Genomic DNA, 16,196 nt, shown 5'->3' on the forward strand with positions numbered 1-16,196 from the left:
CAACTGAGGCGACGAATGCCCCTTCCCGGAGGTATTGACATGAGGTAACAGGGGGGCACCGAGCTGACCAGACACCGGACTTCGGCGCGAATCCGGGGCTGGAAAAAGTAAAGTGAAAGTAGTTATTCAGATTGGTAGCGGAGTGCTGTTGGGGCACGTAAGCTAATTGTCAGCAGGAACCCAAAGAACCTGCTCCAAAGTCCGCTCCGGAGTGCGTATCCCCCAATAACGCACTCCGGAGCTCTTTGTTTAAGCCGGGTTCCGGGGAGCCGTCGTCGGGGGTTGTGCGCCTCTGGATCGACCCGCTGCCGATTACGGCGAATTCCACGGCATGGTGGCACTATTGGGTGATGCCCTTCATGCGCGTTCCCAGGCTCAAGAGGGCGTCTTCCCGCAAGGGACGCCAAGCAACCGCGCCGGCATCCGCCTCAACTGGATGGTGGCTTCTGGTTGTCGTATTCATCGAAGCTGCGGTCGCCTTGTCTATCCGCCTGCCGTTGGCTTTCGGGCTTCCACCGTGGCTCAGCCTGGACGGATCAACCGGATTCCCAGCCCTTCTAGCGCTGTTGATTGTGCCGCTGGTGGTGTTGGCGGCGTGGCGTCTCATGCGGCAGCAGCAGCGGGAGCGCAGCCAAGCGTTCCAAACATCGCGTTTGATGGACACGGTGCTGCATACGAGCCAGGACTGGCTGTGGGCCACCGGGCCCGATGGGCGATTTACATTCTGCAGCCCGGCGTGCAAGGACATCACGGGATACGAGCCTTCCGAACTGCTGGGAAGGAACATCACACGCATCATCGACCCCGGGGATCTGGCGGATGCGCGGCTGGACTGGAAAGCCAGGGAAAGCGGTGACTCCTCATGGTCTCGGGTAGTCACCGTGTGTCGGCACCGGGACGGCAGCCGCGTCTTGGTTGACGTTGCCGGAAGGCCAATGCGCGACAGGGAGGGCCGGGATCGCGGTTTCGAGGGCACCTGCCGTGTCTTGAATCCAGAGACAGCACGCATGCGTGCAGAAGTCACCGCCCGCATCCAGGAATTGCTCACTGACGGTTCAGTCATCACAGCATTCCAGCCGATCCTGTGCCTGGAAATGCGCAAAGTCGTTGGAGTCGAATCCCTGACAAGGTTCAGTGGATACCAGGAGTTGTCCCCGGAGGTGCGGTTCATTGAAGCTGCTTCGGTCGGCCTGGACGTCGAGCTCGAAATCCTCGCACTCCGGACCGCACTCACTACCGGTGCGTCGCTCCCGCCAGGGCTGTACGTCGCGGCAAATCTCTCGCCGCGCGCATGCCTTGACCCACGTTTGGCAGCTGCGATTGTGGAGTCGGCCATCCCCCCGCGGCGCATCGTGCTGGAGGTCACGGAACGCCATGAGGTCGGCAACTACGGACCGCTCGCGGACGCACTTGCACCGTTGCGGCGCGCGGGCCTGAGAATCGCCGTCGACGACGCCGGTGCCGGCTTCGCTTCGATGCGCCACATCCTGCAGCTCAAACCAGACCTCATTAAGCTCGATCGCGAGATCATCGCCGGCATCGACACCGATCCGGCACAGCGGGCCCTGGGCGCTGCGATGGTCGGGTTTTCCTCCGAAATCGGAGCCGCCTTGGTGGCGGAAGGAATCGAAACCGAGGCAGAGCTGGCCGCGGTAACCGAACTCGGAATGACCGCAGCCCAGGGCTATCTGATCGGTCGCCCCTCGCTGAGCCCGGAGGACTGGGCGAGCTGGGGGTAGCGGCGGCCGGTTCCCGCCTATACCCCCAGGGGGTACTTGATTTATACCCCTAGGGGGTATAAATTTGCACCATGAGCACGATCGATGTGAATCCGGTGGACCTGAACAACCCGGTTGACTTGAACAATGGCCAGCACGGCTACTCTCCCAACAAGGACGCATACTTGCGACGCCTTAAGCGGATCGAGGGCCAGGTGCGCGGCATTGCGCGCATGGTGGAAGAGGACAAATACTGCATCGACATCCTCACCCAAGTCTCTGCAGTCACTAAGGCATTGCATGCCGTGAGCCTTGGGCTCGTGGAGGAACACATCGGGCATTGCGTTGTCGGAGCTGCCTCCGAGTCGGATCCCGTCGTGCGCGCCGAGCAAATCGACATCAAGGTCAAGGAAGCAGCCGATGCCATCGGGCGCCTGCTGCGTTAACCCCTCAAGCACTCACCACACAATTCACATCACGACCAAGGAGCACTCCATGGGCCACACCGCCACCATCCAGACGAACGTCAGCGTTTCCGGCATGACCTGCGGGCACTGCGTTTCAGCCGTCAGCGAGGAAATCGAGTCCTTGGCGGGTGTGGAGAATGTCGAGATCGACCTGAATGCCGGCGGAATCTCCACGGTCACCATCACCTCCACCCAGGAACTATCGCCGTCGGAAATCGGCGAAGCTGTCGCGGAAGCCGGCTACTTGGTAGTCGCCAACGAGGCCTAGGGGCCAATGTGAGCAATCACGATATCCTCCACCAAACGGGGACGCGAATCATCGAGCTCGACATCGAGGGGATGACATGCGCATCCTGCGTGGCCCGCGTGGAGCGGAAGCTGGGCAAGCTCGACGGCGTGGAAGCTTCAGTCAATCTCCCCCTCGAATCAGCCCACGTCACCGTCCCGGACAACGTCACGGACCAACAAATCGTGGACACCGTCAACGCAACGGGCTACAAAGCCAGAATCCGCGAATCGAGGCCCAGCCCGTCCAGCACCGAAGGCAGCGCCGGTGACAACGGTGCAACGGAACATGACCACAGCGACGGTGCCGGTGGTATGCGCCAGCATGCGTCTAAGCGAGGCACGAGCGAGCATGCAGAGCATGGCGCCGGTGCCGCCGCGGCCGGCGACCACAATGCGGGCACCCACGAAGACCACATGCACCACGGACCCGCAGCGTCGAAATTGCGTCCGAGACTGATCGCTGCGGCCATATTGACGGTCCCGGTCTTCGCCATCTCGATGATTCCAGCTTTGCAGTTCCCGCACTGGGGTTGGGTCGCCGCGTTGCTGGCCCTTCCCGTGGTGACGTGGGCGGCGTGGCCCTTCCACCGCGCCGCCGCCATCAACGCACGCCATTTCGCCTCGACCATGGACACGCTCGTCTCCATTGGTGTCCTTGCCGCGTACCTCTACTCTGCGTGGCAGCTCTTCGCGAACCCCATGATGACTGAACACCCCGGCATGGAGTCCACGGGGGGCATGGGCGGCGGACTGTACTTCGAAGTTGCGGCCGTGGTCACCGCGTTCCTGCTCCTGGGCCGCTTTCTGGAGGCCAATGCCAAAGCGAAGGCCGGCGATGCCCTCAAGGCGCTGCTGAACCTGGGAGCCAAGGACGCAACGGTGGTGCGCGACGGCGTCGAGCACCAGATCCCGGCCGAGGAACTCGTAGCAGGGGACATCTTCGTGGTCCGCCCCGGAGAGAAGATCGCCACGGACGGCTTGGTGACGAGTGGTTCGTCGGCCGTGGATGCCTCATTGGTCACCGGTGAATCGGTGCCCGTGGAGGTCGGCCCGGGAAGCCAGGTCACGGGCGCCACCATCAATGCTTCGGGCCGTCTGCTGGTCCGGGCAACCCGCGTCGGTTCCGACACGACGCTCGCCCAGATGGGGCGGTTGGTCAGCCAGGCGCAGACGGGCAAGGCCCCGATCGCACGGCTCGCCGATCGCATCAGCGCCGTCTTCGTGCCGGTCGTATTGGTCATCGCCGTGGTTACTTTCGCAGTCTGGCTCGTCCTGAGCAGGGACCTCAATGCCTCGTTCACCGCTGCTGTGGCAGTGCTCGTGATTGCGTGCCCGTGCGCGCTTGGGCTCGCGACGCCGGTTGGGCTCCTGACCGGGACCGGCCGGGGCGCTCAGCTCGGCATCCTGATCAAGGGGCCCCAGGTGCTTGAAGATACGCGCACGGTGGATGCCATCCTGTTGGACAAGACCGGTACCGTCACGAGCGGCAAGCTGGCCGTTGGACACACCTTGGCCTTGAACGGCCACTCCCCCGCCGATGTCCTGTCTCTTGCCGGCGCCGTCGAGGCAGCGTCGGAGCACCCCATCGCCCACGCCATTGCTGCTGCCGCCAAGTCCGCAATGCCCGACGCCGGTCCGCTCCCCGCTGTGAAGGACTTCAGTTCCGCCCCGGGCGGCGGAGTCCGGGGAATGGTCGCGCTGAACGGAGCCGGAAAGGGCGCCGAACGAACGGTCGTGGCAGGCAGGACCGGCTGGCTGGAACTCAACGGAATTTTCCCTGACGACGCACAGCGCCAGGCACTGGCAACTGAGGAAGCCGGTGGCGCTACCGCCATCTGGGTGGCTGTGGACGGAAAGCCCGCTGGGGTCGTGACCCTCAGGGACACCGTCAAACCCGGTTCGGCAGCGGCCATAGCGAAGCTCAAGGAACTCGGGATCCGACCCCTGCTGCTGACCGGAGACAACGCCGCCGTCGCCGCCCAAGTGGCCACCGCCGTCGGGATCGCCCCGGAAGACGTGTTCGCGGGGGTCCTGCCGGAGGGCAAAGTGGACGCGGTCCGGAAGCTTCAGTCCCAGGGGTCCACTGTGGCGATGGCGGGGGACGGGGTCAACGACGCCGCAGCCCTGGCACAGGCCGACCTGGGCATCGCGATGGGGTCGGGCACGGACGTCGCCATCGAGGCCTCGGATCTGACCGTGATGGGCAGTGACCTCGGGCAGCTGGTGCAAGCCATCGAGCTGTCCCGGAAGACGCTCACCACCATCAAGACGAACCTGTTCTGGGCGTTCTTCTACAACGCCATAGGCATCCCTGTTGCTGCCCTTGGCTTGCTCAACCCGATGATCGCCGGTGCGGCCATGGCTGCGAGCTCGGTCCTGGTGGTCGCTAATTCGCTCCGGTTGCGCTCGTTCGCAAAGTAGCCCCTGCCCACCCAACTCACGGCCCACCCAACTAACTCGCAGTTGTTGTCGTTATGCAGCGTCAAAACGGCAACAACTGCCAGTCAGTTGGGGGAAGCTGGCCCAGCCAGTTGGGGGAAGTCAGGCCGTTCCGAAACGAACAGCCGCGCGGGCCCGGGCTTTGGCCGCCTCCTCGTCGCGGTTGCGAGCGGGCGCGTGGGTCACGAGGGAATCGAGCAGATGCTGGGTGATATGCGCGATCTCATGGACGGCCTCGGCGAAGGCCTCCTCGTTGGCCTTCGACGGCTTCGTCGTGCCACTGATCTTGCGCACGTATTGCAGTGCTGCAGCTTCCACCTCCGCTGAGGTGGCTCGTGGCTCGAAATTGTGGAGGGTGTGGATATTCCGGCACATATCAACATGCTAGGCCCTGGCCCTCCCTCAAGGCTCGGTTTTAGAGGACCCGCTCGGATGGAACCGGCTCGACGTCGTTTGCGTGGTCAAGCTCCAGGGCCGCGTGGAATGTACCGGACTCCACGGCATCGCGCTTGTCCGCACGTAGCTCGTCGATTCGAACCAACACCACTCCGCACACGATGAGCGCCCCGCCCACGAGCTGGATGGCTCCCGGCAATTCGGCCAGCAAAAGCCAGGCCCACACCACGGCGAACAGCACTTCGGTGAGCGAGACAAAGGATGCCACTTTGGAACCGAGGCTTCGTGCTGCCATGATCCCCGTGACGTAGGACAGCACGGTGGACAGGATGACAAGGCCGGCGATCGAGACCCACCATGGCGTGGTCCACGGCCCGAGCTGCGTGTCCGCGGTAGCGAAATTCATGGACACCAGACCGGTTGCGCCGGCAATCCAAATGAGGATTGAACCGGCCATGAGACCGCCGGAAGCCAGGACAATGGGCGGCAATGTGTCGTTCTGCTTGGCCGTGATGAAGAAATAGATGACCAGGCAGACGGCCGCGGCCATGCCCCACAAGACGCCGACGAAGTCCACCTTCACGGAACCGGTGAGATCAAGCACCAGGACGAGACCGCCGAGGGACAGCAGCGTTCCAATGGCCGTGAGGGCCCGGGGTCGGCGTCGGCTCGCGGCCCACAGCCACAGGACGATCATGGTTGGCGCGAGGTATTCGAGCAGGAGGGCGACGCCCACGGACAGCCTGGACACCGCGTTGAAGTAGAAAAGCTGGCACCCCGCAACACCGATGACGCCGAACAACAGGATGGTGAGCCAGTTGTCCTTGAGTTGGTGCCAACGGCCCCGGAGGGCGACGACGGCCGGGATCACCAAGATGAGCGAAGCGCCGCTCAATCGGATGGCAACTGCCGCACCGGGGGTCCACCCCGTTTCCAGGAGGGACTTGGCGAACGAGCCTGACAAGCCGAAGACCGCTGAAGAAAAGAGCGCGAGCCCCAGGCCCGACGCCATGAAGCCCGCAGCACCAGCCCGGTTTGTTGCAGCTGACACAGCAGCCTCCTGTCAGGAGTAAAATGGGTTACGCTACTGACACTACCTCCGAGAGATGTAAGGAGTCAAAGTGCTTTTTGCACCTGACACTGAAGTGGCGCTTCGAAGTGTGGTCAATTTGATCAACACGGCTGCCAACGGCACCGAATCCCTCCCGGGTGTCGCCGAGCTCCACGCCTTCCTCGACGCGGAAGAATTCACTGGCGCCAGGGAAGGAAACGAGGCCGAATTAGCCAGCGTGAAGCGACTCCGGAGCCAGCTGGCTTCCTTGTGGACGGCCGATGAAGACGCGGCCGTGGAGACCGTCAACCAGCTCCTCATCGATGCGCGGGCCCTCCCCCAATTGGTCAAGCACGATCATTGGGATTGGCATTTGCACGCCACTACCCCCGAGGCGCCCCTCGCGGAGCGCATGGGCACCGAAGCCGCCATGGCGCTCGTGGACGTCATCCGCAGCAAGGAAATGGACCGCCTGCGGGTGTGCGCGGCAGACGATTGCGACGCCGTCGTGTTGGACTTGAGCCGCAACCGATCCAAGCTCTATTGCGATACCGGCAACTGCGCCAACCGGACGCACGTGGCCGCCTACCGGGCCCGAAAGGCATCGGGGACGGAGTGAGGGGAGTAAGACGGCCTAGTTGGCGTCGGGGGTTTCCGTTTCGCTGCCCGCATGGGGGGCCGCGGATCCGTGACTCTGGCCCGGCTTCCTGGAACTTAGGTTGACGCCCGAGCCCTTGCCGAGGTGCTCGGCGTTTTCCTTGTAGCTCATGGAAAGCATGGCGGCGAGGACGAGGCTCACAATGAAGGCGATGCCGCCACCGGTAAAGGCGAGGTCAAAGCGCGGAGTGCGGGCACTGCCGCCGGAGGCGAAGATCAGCACGGCGAAAAAGACCAAGACACCCCAGAACGCGGAGAACATCAGCGGTCCCTTAACCGAGGTCCGCATCTTGCGCGGCTCTCCTGGTTTCTGGTCAGCCAAGGTCATTCCTCCAATGTGGGTGCTGGCGCCATACGCGCCTTGAGAGTTCTACGCAGGGTAGAACGTACGACTACTAGTTTACGGCCTCGGCGGAGGGGGTTTGCCCATCGTGCCGCAGGCTCAACCCGGACAGCACCCACAAGACTCCCGAGATGATGGCGCCGCCGCCGGCGACGCCGAGAAGCGCGTGGGCTCCCAAGCTGATGAAGAACGGCAAGGCCACGGCAGTGCCGATGCCCACCACGCCTGAAATGATCCAGTCGCGGGCGAGCACGTGGCGTCCGCGCCGCCGGAATCCCTTGACTAGTTCGAACCCCCCGAGCACCAGCAATCCCACGAGCGCTGAAACGCCAACGCCCGTATCGGACTGCGTCATCAAGGCACCTACACCTGCCAGGCCAACGACGACGGCCGCGGCTGCCGGAATGCTCGCGGCCAGGAATGCCGCGCCCCCGGTTGCGAGCAGATAGAGCCCGGTAGCCCAAGCCAGAACGTGCACGGACGGCGAGCCCCAGAAGACAGTCACGGCTCCAAACACCAGCGCAACACCGGCGCGGAGAAGTACGGGCTTCCAGAGTCCGGTTGCCATGGGCGTGGATGAAGTCGCTGAAGAGGTGGGGAGAGTCACCAGTCCAGTTTAGTGCGAACCGAGGACCATCCATTTGTCAGACCGGGACCGCAGCCCCAAGGTGACCCCGCGGGCCGCCATGTAGCCCAGCGCGAACGCCCCCCAGAGCCACACGAGCCCCGCCGCGCCGTCGGGCCTTGTCGCGTGGACTGCCGCCAAAAGCGGCAGATAGACCGCGAGGTTCACGACGCCGGCAATCGCCAAGTAGCGGGCATCGCCCGCACCGATCAGGACGCCGTCCAGAACGAAGACGTAACCAGCGAGGGGCTGCCCGACGGCGAGCACCCACAGCGCCGCGGTGAGCGCGGACTGGACGCCGGCGTCGGAGGTGAAGAGGAATCCCGCCCACGGCGCAGCCACCGCGAGGAGCACACCGGTCACGACGCCGAAGCCCGCACCCCAGCGGATCATGGTGTGGGTGAGTTCGCGCGCCCTCCCCGGGCGGGAGGCGCCGAGTTCCTTGCCGATAAGGGCCTGCGCAGCAATAGCCAAGGCATCCAGGGCGAAGGCAAGGAAGGAGAAGATTGTCATGGCGAGCTGGTGCGCGGCGAGGTTGACGGACCCTTGGGAGGTGACCACCAGGACCGTGGCCAAGATAGCCAGGCGCAGGCTGAGTGTGCGGAGCATGAGCCATGAACCCACGGTGGTCATCGTGCGGATTCCGCGCCAATCAGGGCGCAGCGAAACGCCATGACGCCGGGCATTCCGTCCCACCATCACCAAATAGACAGCAGCCATGGCCCATTGCGCGATGCTGGTTCCGATGGCCGACCCGGCCACTGACAAGTGCAGCCCGTAGACGAGGATCCAGTTCAGGCCAATATTCGCGGCGAATCCCACTGTCGCGACGACCAAGGGGGTGCGGGTGTCCTGCAGTCCGCGGAGCACTCCGGTGCCGGCGAAGATCAGGAGCATGGCGACGAGTCCCGGCATGGACCAGCGCAAATAGTCCACCGCATATGTCCGCACCTCACCACTGGCGCCAAGCAGCCCCACCAGCGGCTCAGCCGCGAGGAAGCCCGCCACCGCCAGAACTGCACCCAGCAGCAAGGCCAGCCAAGCGCCGTCGCGGCCTGCGGCCAGTGCTTTGGCGAGTTTTCCGTCCCCGATGGCCCGCGCCACCGCTGGAGTCGTTGAATATGCCAGAAAGACCATAAGTCCGACCGCCGTGTACAGCAGGGTGGAGGCCAGTCCGACGCCGGCGAGTTGAGGCACGCCAAGGTGACCCACAATGGCGGAGTCGGCCAAGAGGAAGAGGGGTTCGGCGATGAGCGCCCCGAAGGCGGGGACAGCAAGGCGCAGGATCTCCCGGGCCGTGGAGGGCGGGGTGGGACGGGTCACTGTTTGGGGCACTTTCCCAGACTAGCGGGGGGCGCCGACACTGCCGACCCGGGTCCGCACCGTCATACAACGCGCCGGGATCCGCGCCGTCGATACACTCTCGTCATGAGCGAGCTTCCCTCCCACTCCGTCACGCTGCGGTTCCTTGCTTCTCCCACCGACGTCGGACACAGCGGGTCCGTCGACGCTGGCACAGTCCTTGAGTGGGTGGACAAGGCCGCCTACGCGGCAGCTGTTGGCTGGGCGAAGTCCTATTGCGTCACCGCATACGTGGGCAACATCCATTTCGCCGACCCGGTCAACAGCGGAGACATGGTCGAGGTCGAAGCGACCATCGTCTATACGGGCCGCTCTTCCATGCATATCCGGACCACCGTGTCCTCGGGCGACCCCAAGGGCGGCCCAGCCACGATGCGCAGCCAGTGCCTGGTGATCTTCGTTGCGGTTGGTCCCGACGGCCGCCCGGTTCCAGTCCCCCAGTTCGAGCCCTCGACGCCGGAGGAAGTCGAGCAGCGCGACAACGCCCTCGCGCGGATCGCCGTCCGGGAGAAAATCGTCGAAGCCATGAACGCGCAGGAATATACGGACGCCGGCACTGCCGAGCGCGTTGTTCTCCGCTTCATGGCGGCCCCCACCGATGTGAACTGGGGCGGAAAGGTCCACGGCGGCATTGTCATGAAGTGGATCGACGAGGCCGCTTACGTCTGCGCTTCACGGTATTGCGGCAAGGACACCGTGGCGGTGTTCTCCGGGGGCGTGCGCTTCTACCGGCCGCTCTTGATCGGCGACGTGGTGGAAGTAGAAGCCCGTCTCGTCTACACAGGCTACAAAGGCATGCATATCGCTGTGCACGTGCGCTCCGGAAACCCGAAGAGCCGTGAGATGAACCTGACCACGTACTGCCTCACGGTCATGGTGGCCAGGGATGAAACCGGCACGTCCGTACCGATCCCACCCTGGGTGCCGGAAACCGACGAGGACAGGCGCCTTCACGCCCACGCCCGCGAACTCCTGGAGATCCGAGGACGGGCTCCCGGAAACCGGATGCCCGATCATTTGCTCAACGGCGGGTAGGCGTTCCGCGAGGGTCTGGCGCCGCGACGTCCTAGGCCGCGCGGCTTCGCGCACGCCATGGGCCAGCTCGTCGCTGCGGGCAAACACTGCGCTAGGCAGGTCGGCACCCTCCAGCAATGCCGTCGCGGCACCCCCGGCGGCAAGCCGTGGGTCGTCGTCAGCGATCACGATCCGGAGACTCAACCCGGGCCTGCCGAATGGCCGCCAAGTATGGAGGACAGCGGTCCTCGTGCCCCTTGTAGCCCCGACCGGTGACGTGGGCGATCCGCGGTGCGAGCAGGAGGCCCCTGGGCGGGAACCCGTCAGACCTTGGGCTTGGGCGAGGCGTCGAAGTGATCCCATCTCGACATTGATCGGTTGGAATGAGGGTCACAAACGTGCTGGAAGATATGCGCTGATGACCAGCTGCCGCTCCTTGTTGCACTGTCCGATCGTGGCTGTCCAGTAGAGGAGGTACTTCCCGTGTCGCAGGATGCATCCAGCATGGGCGTCGAGCTTATTGGACCTTCGGCGCCTACCCTGCTCGATGCTGAGACGCCTGAGTGTGAAGGCAGGAACGTGCTCCGCATTCTTTACGCCTTTACTTCGCAGTAATTGATTGCTTTCGGCAATAGTAATCTTGCTGTTTAAAACTTAGTAATTGTTGTTACCGAGTCGTTACTGATCTTGGGTTGAATGCTGGGAGTATGCTGATAGCTTTCTTTGTGGGGGATATATCTGAACGTTGACATTCCCCCCATTTCGCATTCGCATTAATAAATTCGGGGGAATTTGTATGAATCTGAAGAAGACGTTGGCAGGTATCGCGCTCACGGGTGCGCTGTGTTCTGTGGCAGGAGCTGCGGTCGCTGGCACCCAGTATCCCGCCGAAGGCGGCACGTGGAACTACGGCTACAACATCGGTATCTATTCCGATTACATGCACGGAAGTCGGTGCCATGGCTCATCGGTTCGGAACGACTGGGGCTACAACAGCAGTATTAATACCGCTGGCGGTTACTGGGCGAACGCTTGGCACTCCGGAAACATCTGGACACACAACTCCTGGTACTACCGGGTCTGCTAACCGGAAGGTATTCCTGCCTGGCTAATGGCCGCCCGGCGGACCTTCCACGTTCCGCCGGTCGGATTCCCCACCATTTTGAGGACGCGTCCTAAATGTTAAAGTTACTTGTACGAATTACCTCATTGGGCATAGCCGTGTTCTTGTCGGTGTTGGCAGGAATCTATATATCGACAGCCGAGGAAGCATTCCCCCGAGGTTCCGAATTTACGGCGAGCCTTGATTTCTCCCAAGTGCAAATGCCCAAAGCCCACGTCATTTCCGAGTTGGATTCACTGGCGGACGCAACAGGTCTTCACCTGGCCAAAGTCGTTGCAGATCCTGAGGACTTCTTCAATTCACGATCGCTGTACGCCTTCGGCAAGGAAGCGCCGCTGACCGCGCAGGAGCTTGAATGGTTCAAACCCGGCATGCATGGTCAGCTACGGTCCGCGCATGAACTCGGTACCGCCTCCCTGAGCGGCCCCTACGTCTACTCGGGGTCCGAGAGCGCGACGCTGCATCTGACGCAATGGCTGGACACCCACCTTGTGAAGCGCAACATTTCCGCAAAGGACACCGTCGGTGTCCTCCAACAGGCACTGTTGGGCACGGGCGCTTGGCTGACCTTCCTGACGTGTCTGGTCCTCCTCATTACCCTGGTGATCGCGTGGTACGTCCTGCGTGCCAAGGCACGCACACTGAAGGTCTTATGCGGTACCCCCGCCAGCAAGATCGTCCTCGAGGACCTCCTCTCCCTGTTCCGGGTCGTGGCGATTCCCGCGGTCGTCGGCGTCCTTGTAGCCCTTGTCGTCCTTACTGCCCAAGGCAAGGCCTCCTATCTGACCTCCTTCACGCTCACTAGCGCCGCGTTCCTAAGCTGCGCCCTGGCCATGATGGTCCTGTGTGCGCTGCTGGTGAGTGCGTTGACGTGGCCGTCCGTGGACGGTATCGCTTCGCGCCAGCCTCCCGAGAGACATTTCCAGCGGATCAGCGAACTACTCAAGGCAGCGACCCTTGTCTTGGTGACTGTGACGCTGCCCGTCGTCGGAGCATCCATCGCCGAGGCGACGAACCTTTCAAACCAAGGCGCCCAGTGGGAGGTCTTGAAAGACCAGGTCTCACTGCGCGTAGGCGTCCGTTCGGATGCCGAGTTTCAGAGCCGGCAAGCAGAACTGCACAACCTTGCCGACGCCGCTTCCAGCACCGGCAAGCTGACCCTTTCCTACGCCATCAAGCCCGAATACCTTGTCAGACAGGACGAGACCGGGTCGGCCGACCTCGGCGGCTACGACGGAGTGGTCATCGCAAATCCCAACTACCTCAAGGCGATCTCGCCGCTCATCGCTTCTGATCCTTCCACGGGCGACCCGCTCGGGGCGCAAGGTACGAAGGTTTCCTTCGATGAACTCCCGGCAACCCTCAAGGACTATCTGACCAGACAGTTCCCACTGTGGAATCGAGCCGGCGACAACCTCAACGGGCTGGACCAGTCGCTCCAAAACTACCGATACACGGGGCAGCAAGAATTCCCTGCACTTGCGCCCGTTCTTGGCGAGATGACCCATTTCCGGAACCCTCTCGTCATCGTCGTGGCCGACCCCGCCAAGACTTTCAACAACAGCACCATCGGCGGCTTCCTTACCACGGCGAATCTCACCTTCAACGACGCAGGCTGGGTCCGTGACTACCTCGCCGGACATTCCCTGGGGAGCGTGGTTCTCTCGGTGGACCGCATTTCGGACGCCGCCCTCTACAACAGCCAGCTCCAAAACCAGTCCGCGGGCATGAAGACACTATCCTTCACCCTGGTCCTCCTCGCACTCACCATGAGCACTGCGGTTTCGGCCCTCGTCTACGCCCTCTCCAAAGCCCGGCGCATCTTCGTGCAACGCACTTCAGGCTGGACGTGGCTCAAATCCCTCACCCGCCGCCTGGCGTGGGAGGGCGCGCTGGCCCTGGTGCTGGCAGTCGCCATGTACTTCACCCTCGGCGCCGGCGCCCGTCCGGACGTTTGGTGGGCCTTGATCGCCGTCCCGCTCTATGTGCTCATCAGTCTCACCATGCATATCAGCTCGGCACGAGGAGTGTTCAGACGGCTCCTTTCCCGGGCAGCCTGACCGCCACCACGACCATTCGAAAGGTTCTCATGGACATCAAAGCAGACAATGTCACCGTCACCATCGAAGGAAAAAAGGTCTTGGACGGACAAAGCGCCCACGGCCTGCCTGGAAAGACTCTGGCGCTGATCGGGCCTAGCGGGTCCGGAAAGACCACCCTTCTCAACGTTCTCGGCCAACTCCTCCGCGTCGATGGTGGCCGCGTAACCGTCGGTGGGCAAGACGCCACCAAATGGGATGACCGGCGCAGGCGCCGCTTTTGGCAGCAACACGCTGCGTTCGTCTTCCAGGATTACGGGCTCATTGACGAAGAATCAGTCGAATACAACGTCGCCCTCTCACATCTTTCACTCCTCGGACTTCAGCGGCGCCAGAAAGCCGCCGTCGGGGAGGCGCTCGAACGAGTAGGGCTCACCGGCCGCGGCAAGGAGAAAGTATCAACCCTCAGCGGCGGCGAAAAGCAACGCGTCGGCCTGGCCCGGGCGATGTTCCGCTCCGCCGACATCATTTTCGCCGACGAGCCCACCGCGTCCCTCGACTTGGATAACCGGAACCTCGTCACAGGCTTCCTCCAGCAAGAGGCCGCCCGCGGCGCCGCTGTCGTTATTGCCACCCACGATGAGGCCCTCATGAACGCCTGCGACACAACACTTCGACTAGGACTCGAGCGGAGCTAGAACCCGCCGCCGGTCTCGCCGGCCATGTTGGCGAAGCGGGAGTAGTGGCCCTGGAACGCAACCACGATGTCCTTGGTGGGACCGTTACGGTGCTTGGCGATGAGGATGTCGGCCTCGCCGGCACGGGGAGACTCTTTGTCGTAGACGTCTTCGCGGTGTAGCAGGATGACCATGTCCGCGTCCTGCTCGATGGAGCCCGATTCACGCAGGTCCGAGACCATGGGCCGCTTGTCCTGGCGCTGTTCAGACCCACGGTTGAGCTGCGAGAGCGCGATGACCGGAACCTGGAGCTCCTTGGCCAACAGCTTGAGCGCACGCGAGAATTCGGAGACTTCCTGCTGACGGGATTCCACCTTCTTGCCGGAACTCATGAGCTGGAGGTAGTCAAGGATCACCAGTTTGAGGTCGTGCTGCTGCTTCAGGCGGCGGCACTTGGCCCTGATTTCCATGAGGGACATATTGGGGCTGTCATCGATGAACAGAGGGGCGTCGTTCATGCGTCCCATGGTGGTGGCGATCTTGGACCACTGCTCGTCCTTGATGGTGCCCTTGCGCAGGTCCTGGAGGCCAATGGTGGCTTCCGCGGACAGCAGGCGCATCGCGATTTCGTTGCGTCCCATTTCCAGGGAGAACATCACGGTGGCGAGGTTGTTCTTGATCGCGGCGGAACGGGCGAAGTCAAGCGCGAACGTGGACTTACCGACGGCGGGGCGCGCGGCGATGACAATCATCTGGCCCGGGTGCAGACCGTGCGTGAGCTCATCGAGTTCGTAGAACCCGGTGGGGACGCCCGTCATGCCTTCTCCGCGGTGGCCGGATGCCTCGATCTCGTCAACGGTGGATTCCATGACGTCCTTGAGCGCCACGTAGTCTTCCGCAGTACGGCGTTCAGCCACGGCGTAGATCTCGGCCTGGGCCTGGTTGACGAGGTCTTCCACCTCTCCGTCCTGGCCGTAGCCCATCTGGACGATCTTGGTGCCGGCGTTGACGAGCCTGCGCAGGACAGCGCGCTCAGCCACGATTTCTGCGTAGTAGCCGGCGTTGGCCGCCGTAGGCACGGTCTGGATGAGCTCGTGCAGGTAGGCGGGGCCGCCGATCCTGTTGATCTCGCCGCGTTTGGTCAGCTCATCGGACACTGTGACGGCGTCGGCGGGTTCGCCGCGGCCGTAGAGATCGATGATGGACTCGTAGATCGTTTCGTGGGCCGGACGGTAGAAGTCATGGCCGCGGACAATCTCCACGACGTCGGCAATGGCGTCCTTGGACAGCATCATGCCGCCGAGAACCGATTGTTCAGCGGGAATGTCCTGGGGAGGTTTGCGGCTGGCGTCCGATGTCCGGCCGCCCTCGATCGAATCCAAGTGCGTAACTGACAAAGCCGTCCTCCATTTGTACCGCGGCAGATAACTGTTTCCGGCGGTGCGGTAGGCCAATGCCCCGGTATGGGTTGCTCCGACCGCGCCGTTGATGCCGGCTGGTCCAAACTGTCCCTCAAGGCACCGACAATTTTGGTTTCCCCGAGATTTCCACAACTTATCCACAGACGGGTCCGCGGGCGCGCTGCTTACCGACAGCACCAACGCGCAGTCCATGAGAAACAGGGGTTTTCCAAGTACCTAAAGCAGGTACTCAGCCACGTTAGCCCTGCTTTTCCGGGGCACCAAGCCGGGCCTGTGGATAAAGTGTGGAATACGTACCCCTACTTGTGCACAGTCTGTGCATGACCCTGTGGAAAGAGAAATTCTTTTGGCCGCAAATAGCCTCTGAGCTGGGAAAACGTTCTTCGTTGCATGTGGAACAAAAGTATTTTCTTCAGCGGATCATCCACAGGCCTATATGCGCAAACCCCACCCGGCCCCGTACCCAACGGCCCGGAGGGCCATAAATATGCCAGAAAAGTGATACTCCCCACAATGCCTTCCGGAATTTGACAGACGGCTCTCAGAAGCTATGCCAAAGCAGGAATGTGCTGTGGA

Annotated in this window: 15 protein-coding genes; 9 read left to right on the plus strand and 6 right to left on the minus strand. The window is 62.8% G+C overall.

Annotated features, from left to right (window positions below; all coding sequences use genetic code 11):
- Window positions 1–350 precede the first annotated feature (350 nt).
- The 4 genes from QRN45_RS02385 to QRN45_RS02400 all read left to right on the plus strand — a co-directional run bounded on the left by QRN45_RS02385 (window position 351) and on the right by QRN45_RS02400 (window position 4,894).
- Complete coding sequence (locus tag QRN45_RS02385) at window positions 351–1,739, plus strand: sensor domain-containing phosphodiesterase (protein WP_264637114.1); 1,389 nt, start codon at window positions 351–353, stop codon at window positions 1,737–1,739.
- Window positions 1,740–1,810: 71 nt separating this feature from the next.
- Window positions 1,811–2,164 carry a metal-sensitive transcriptional regulator gene (locus QRN45_RS02390; RefSeq protein ID WP_264637115.1) on the plus strand — a complete coding sequence of 118 codons (354 nt, stop codon included), beginning with the start codon at window positions 1,811–1,813 and terminating at the stop codon, window positions 2,162–2,164.
- Between the two features lie 49 nt (window positions 2,165–2,213).
- Window positions 2,214–2,453, plus strand: coding sequence for a heavy-metal-associated domain-containing protein (locus tag QRN45_RS02395; RefSeq protein ID WP_059388821.1), 240 nt, complete (start codon window positions 2,214–2,216; stop codon window positions 2,451–2,453).
- 8 nt (window positions 2,454–2,461) lie between these two features.
- Window positions 2,462–4,894 (plus strand): heavy metal translocating P-type ATPase, encoded by a 2,433-nt coding sequence (locus QRN45_RS02400; protein WP_264637116.1) that lies wholly within the window; start codon window positions 2,462–2,464, stop codon window positions 4,892–4,894.
- 120 nt (window positions 4,895–5,014) lie between these two features.
- Here QRN45_RS02400 and QRN45_RS02405 read toward each other — a convergent pair whose 3' ends face one another.
- Complete coding sequence (locus tag QRN45_RS02405) at window positions 5,015–5,287, minus strand: DUF2277 domain-containing protein (RefSeq protein ID WP_059388822.1); 273 nt, start codon at window positions 5,285–5,287, stop codon at window positions 5,015–5,017.
- A gap of 40 nt (window positions 5,288–5,327) precedes the next feature.
- The gene (locus QRN45_RS02410; protein WP_078107113.1) at window positions 5,328–6,359 is read right to left on the minus strand and encodes an EamA family transporter; all 1,032 of its coding nucleotides are present in this window, start codon (window positions 6,357–6,359) and stop codon (window positions 5,328–5,330) included.
- A 70-nt stretch (window positions 6,360–6,429) separates the two neighbouring features.
- Between QRN45_RS02410 and QRN45_RS02415 the strand changes: the two genes are divergently transcribed.
- Window positions 6,430–6,978: a CGNR zinc finger domain-containing protein gene (locus tag QRN45_RS02415; protein ID WP_078107112.1), complete on the plus strand. Its 549-nt coding sequence runs from the start codon at window positions 6,430–6,432 to the stop codon at window positions 6,976–6,978.
- 15 nt (window positions 6,979–6,993) lie between these two features.
- On the opposite strand, the gene QRN45_RS02420 is transcribed toward QRN45_RS02415, so the two are convergent.
- From QRN45_RS02420 to QRN45_RS02430, 3 genes are all read right to left on the minus strand, one after another.
- A complete protein-coding gene (locus QRN45_RS02420; RefSeq protein ID WP_078107111.1) occupies window positions 6,994–7,344 on the minus strand; it encodes a hypothetical protein in 351 nt (116 codons plus the stop codon).
- Window positions 7,345–7,411: 67 nt separating this feature from the next.
- On the minus strand, window positions 7,412–7,966 hold the full coding sequence (locus QRN45_RS02425; protein ID WP_413542295.1) for a hypothetical protein: 555 nt from the start codon (window positions 7,964–7,966) through the stop codon (window positions 7,412–7,414).
- Between the two features lie 9 nt (window positions 7,967–7,975).
- On the minus strand, window positions 7,976–9,319 hold the full coding sequence (locus QRN45_RS02430) for an MATE family efflux transporter (protein ID WP_264637117.1): 1,344 nt from the start codon (window positions 9,317–9,319) through the stop codon (window positions 7,976–7,978).
- 93 nt (window positions 9,320–9,412) lie between these two features.
- On the opposite strand from QRN45_RS02430, the gene QRN45_RS02435 reads away from it, so the two are divergent.
- The 4 genes from QRN45_RS02435 to QRN45_RS02450 all read left to right on the plus strand — a co-directional run bounded on the left by QRN45_RS02435 (window position 9,413) and on the right by QRN45_RS02450 (window position 14,220).
- A complete protein-coding gene (locus QRN45_RS02435) occupies window positions 9,413–10,381 on the plus strand; it encodes an acyl-CoA thioesterase (protein ID WP_284762374.1) in 969 nt (322 codons plus the stop codon).
- Between the two features lie 775 nt (window positions 10,382–11,156).
- Window positions 11,157–11,447: a lactococcin 972 family bacteriocin gene (locus QRN45_RS02440; protein WP_264637119.1), complete on the plus strand. Its 291-nt coding sequence runs from the start codon at window positions 11,157–11,159 to the stop codon at window positions 11,445–11,447.
- A gap of 236 nt (window positions 11,448–11,683) precedes the next feature.
- Window positions 11,684–13,543, plus strand: a complete 1,860-nt coding sequence (locus QRN45_RS02445) for a bacteriocin-associated integral membrane family protein (protein ID WP_264637120.1) — start codon at window positions 11,684–11,686, stop codon at window positions 13,541–13,543.
- Between the two features lie 29 nt (window positions 13,544–13,572).
- Entirely contained in the window at window positions 13,573–14,220 is a 648-nt protein-coding gene (locus tag QRN45_RS02450) for an ABC transporter ATP-binding protein (protein WP_241707604.1), read from the plus strand.
- Here the strand turns inward: QRN45_RS02450 and dnaB are convergent.
- Window positions 14,217–15,596, minus strand: coding sequence for a replicative DNA helicase (dnaB, locus tag QRN45_RS02455; protein WP_184739940.1), 1,380 nt, complete (start codon window positions 15,594–15,596; stop codon window positions 14,217–14,219). The two genes, QRN45_RS02450 and dnaB, sit on opposite strands and share 4 nt — an antisense overlap.
- Window positions 15,597–16,196 lie beyond the last annotated feature (600 nt).

Source organism: Arthrobacter sp. efr-133-R2A-63, from assembly GCF_030209795.1.
GTDB classification, from domain to species: domain Bacteria; phylum Actinomycetota; class Actinomycetes; order Actinomycetales; family Micrococcaceae; genus Arthrobacter; species Arthrobacter bambusae_A.

What these genes read in the sequence shown, in the direction of transcription:
- QRN45_RS02405 (WP_059388822.1), bottom strand. Translation starts at nt 5,287, where the DNA reads ATGTGCCGGAATATCCACACCCTCCACAATTTCGAGCCACGAGCCACC.
- QRN45_RS02395 (WP_059388821.1), top strand. Translation starts at nt 2,214, where the DNA reads ATGGGCCACACCGCCACCATCCAGACGAACGTCAGCGTTTCCGGCATG.
- QRN45_RS02420 (WP_078107111.1), bottom strand. Translation starts at nt 7,344, where the DNA reads ATGACCTTGGCTGACCAGAAACCAGGAGAGCCGCGCAAGATGCGGACC.
- QRN45_RS02435 (WP_284762374.1), top strand. Translation starts at nt 9,413, where the DNA reads ATGAGCGAGCTTCCCTCCCACTCCGTCACGCTGCGGTTCCTTGCTTCT.
- QRN45_RS02385 (WP_264637114.1), top strand. Translation starts at nt 351, where the DNA reads ATGCCCTTCATGCGCGTTCCCAGGCTCAAGAGGGCGTCTTCCCGCAAG.
- QRN45_RS02445 (WP_264637120.1), top strand. Translation starts at nt 11,684, where the DNA reads ATGCCCAAAGCCCACGTCATTTCCGAGTTGGATTCACTGGCGGACGCA.
- QRN45_RS02440 (WP_264637119.1), top strand. Translation starts at nt 11,157, where the DNA reads ATGAATCTGAAGAAGACGTTGGCAGGTATCGCGCTCACGGGTGCGCTG.
- QRN45_RS02390 (WP_264637115.1), top strand. Translation starts at nt 1,811, where the DNA reads ATGAGCACGATCGATGTGAATCCGGTGGACCTGAACAACCCGGTTGAC.
- QRN45_RS02450 (WP_241707604.1), top strand. Translation starts at nt 13,573, where the DNA reads ATGGACATCAAAGCAGACAATGTCACCGTCACCATCGAAGGAAAAAAG.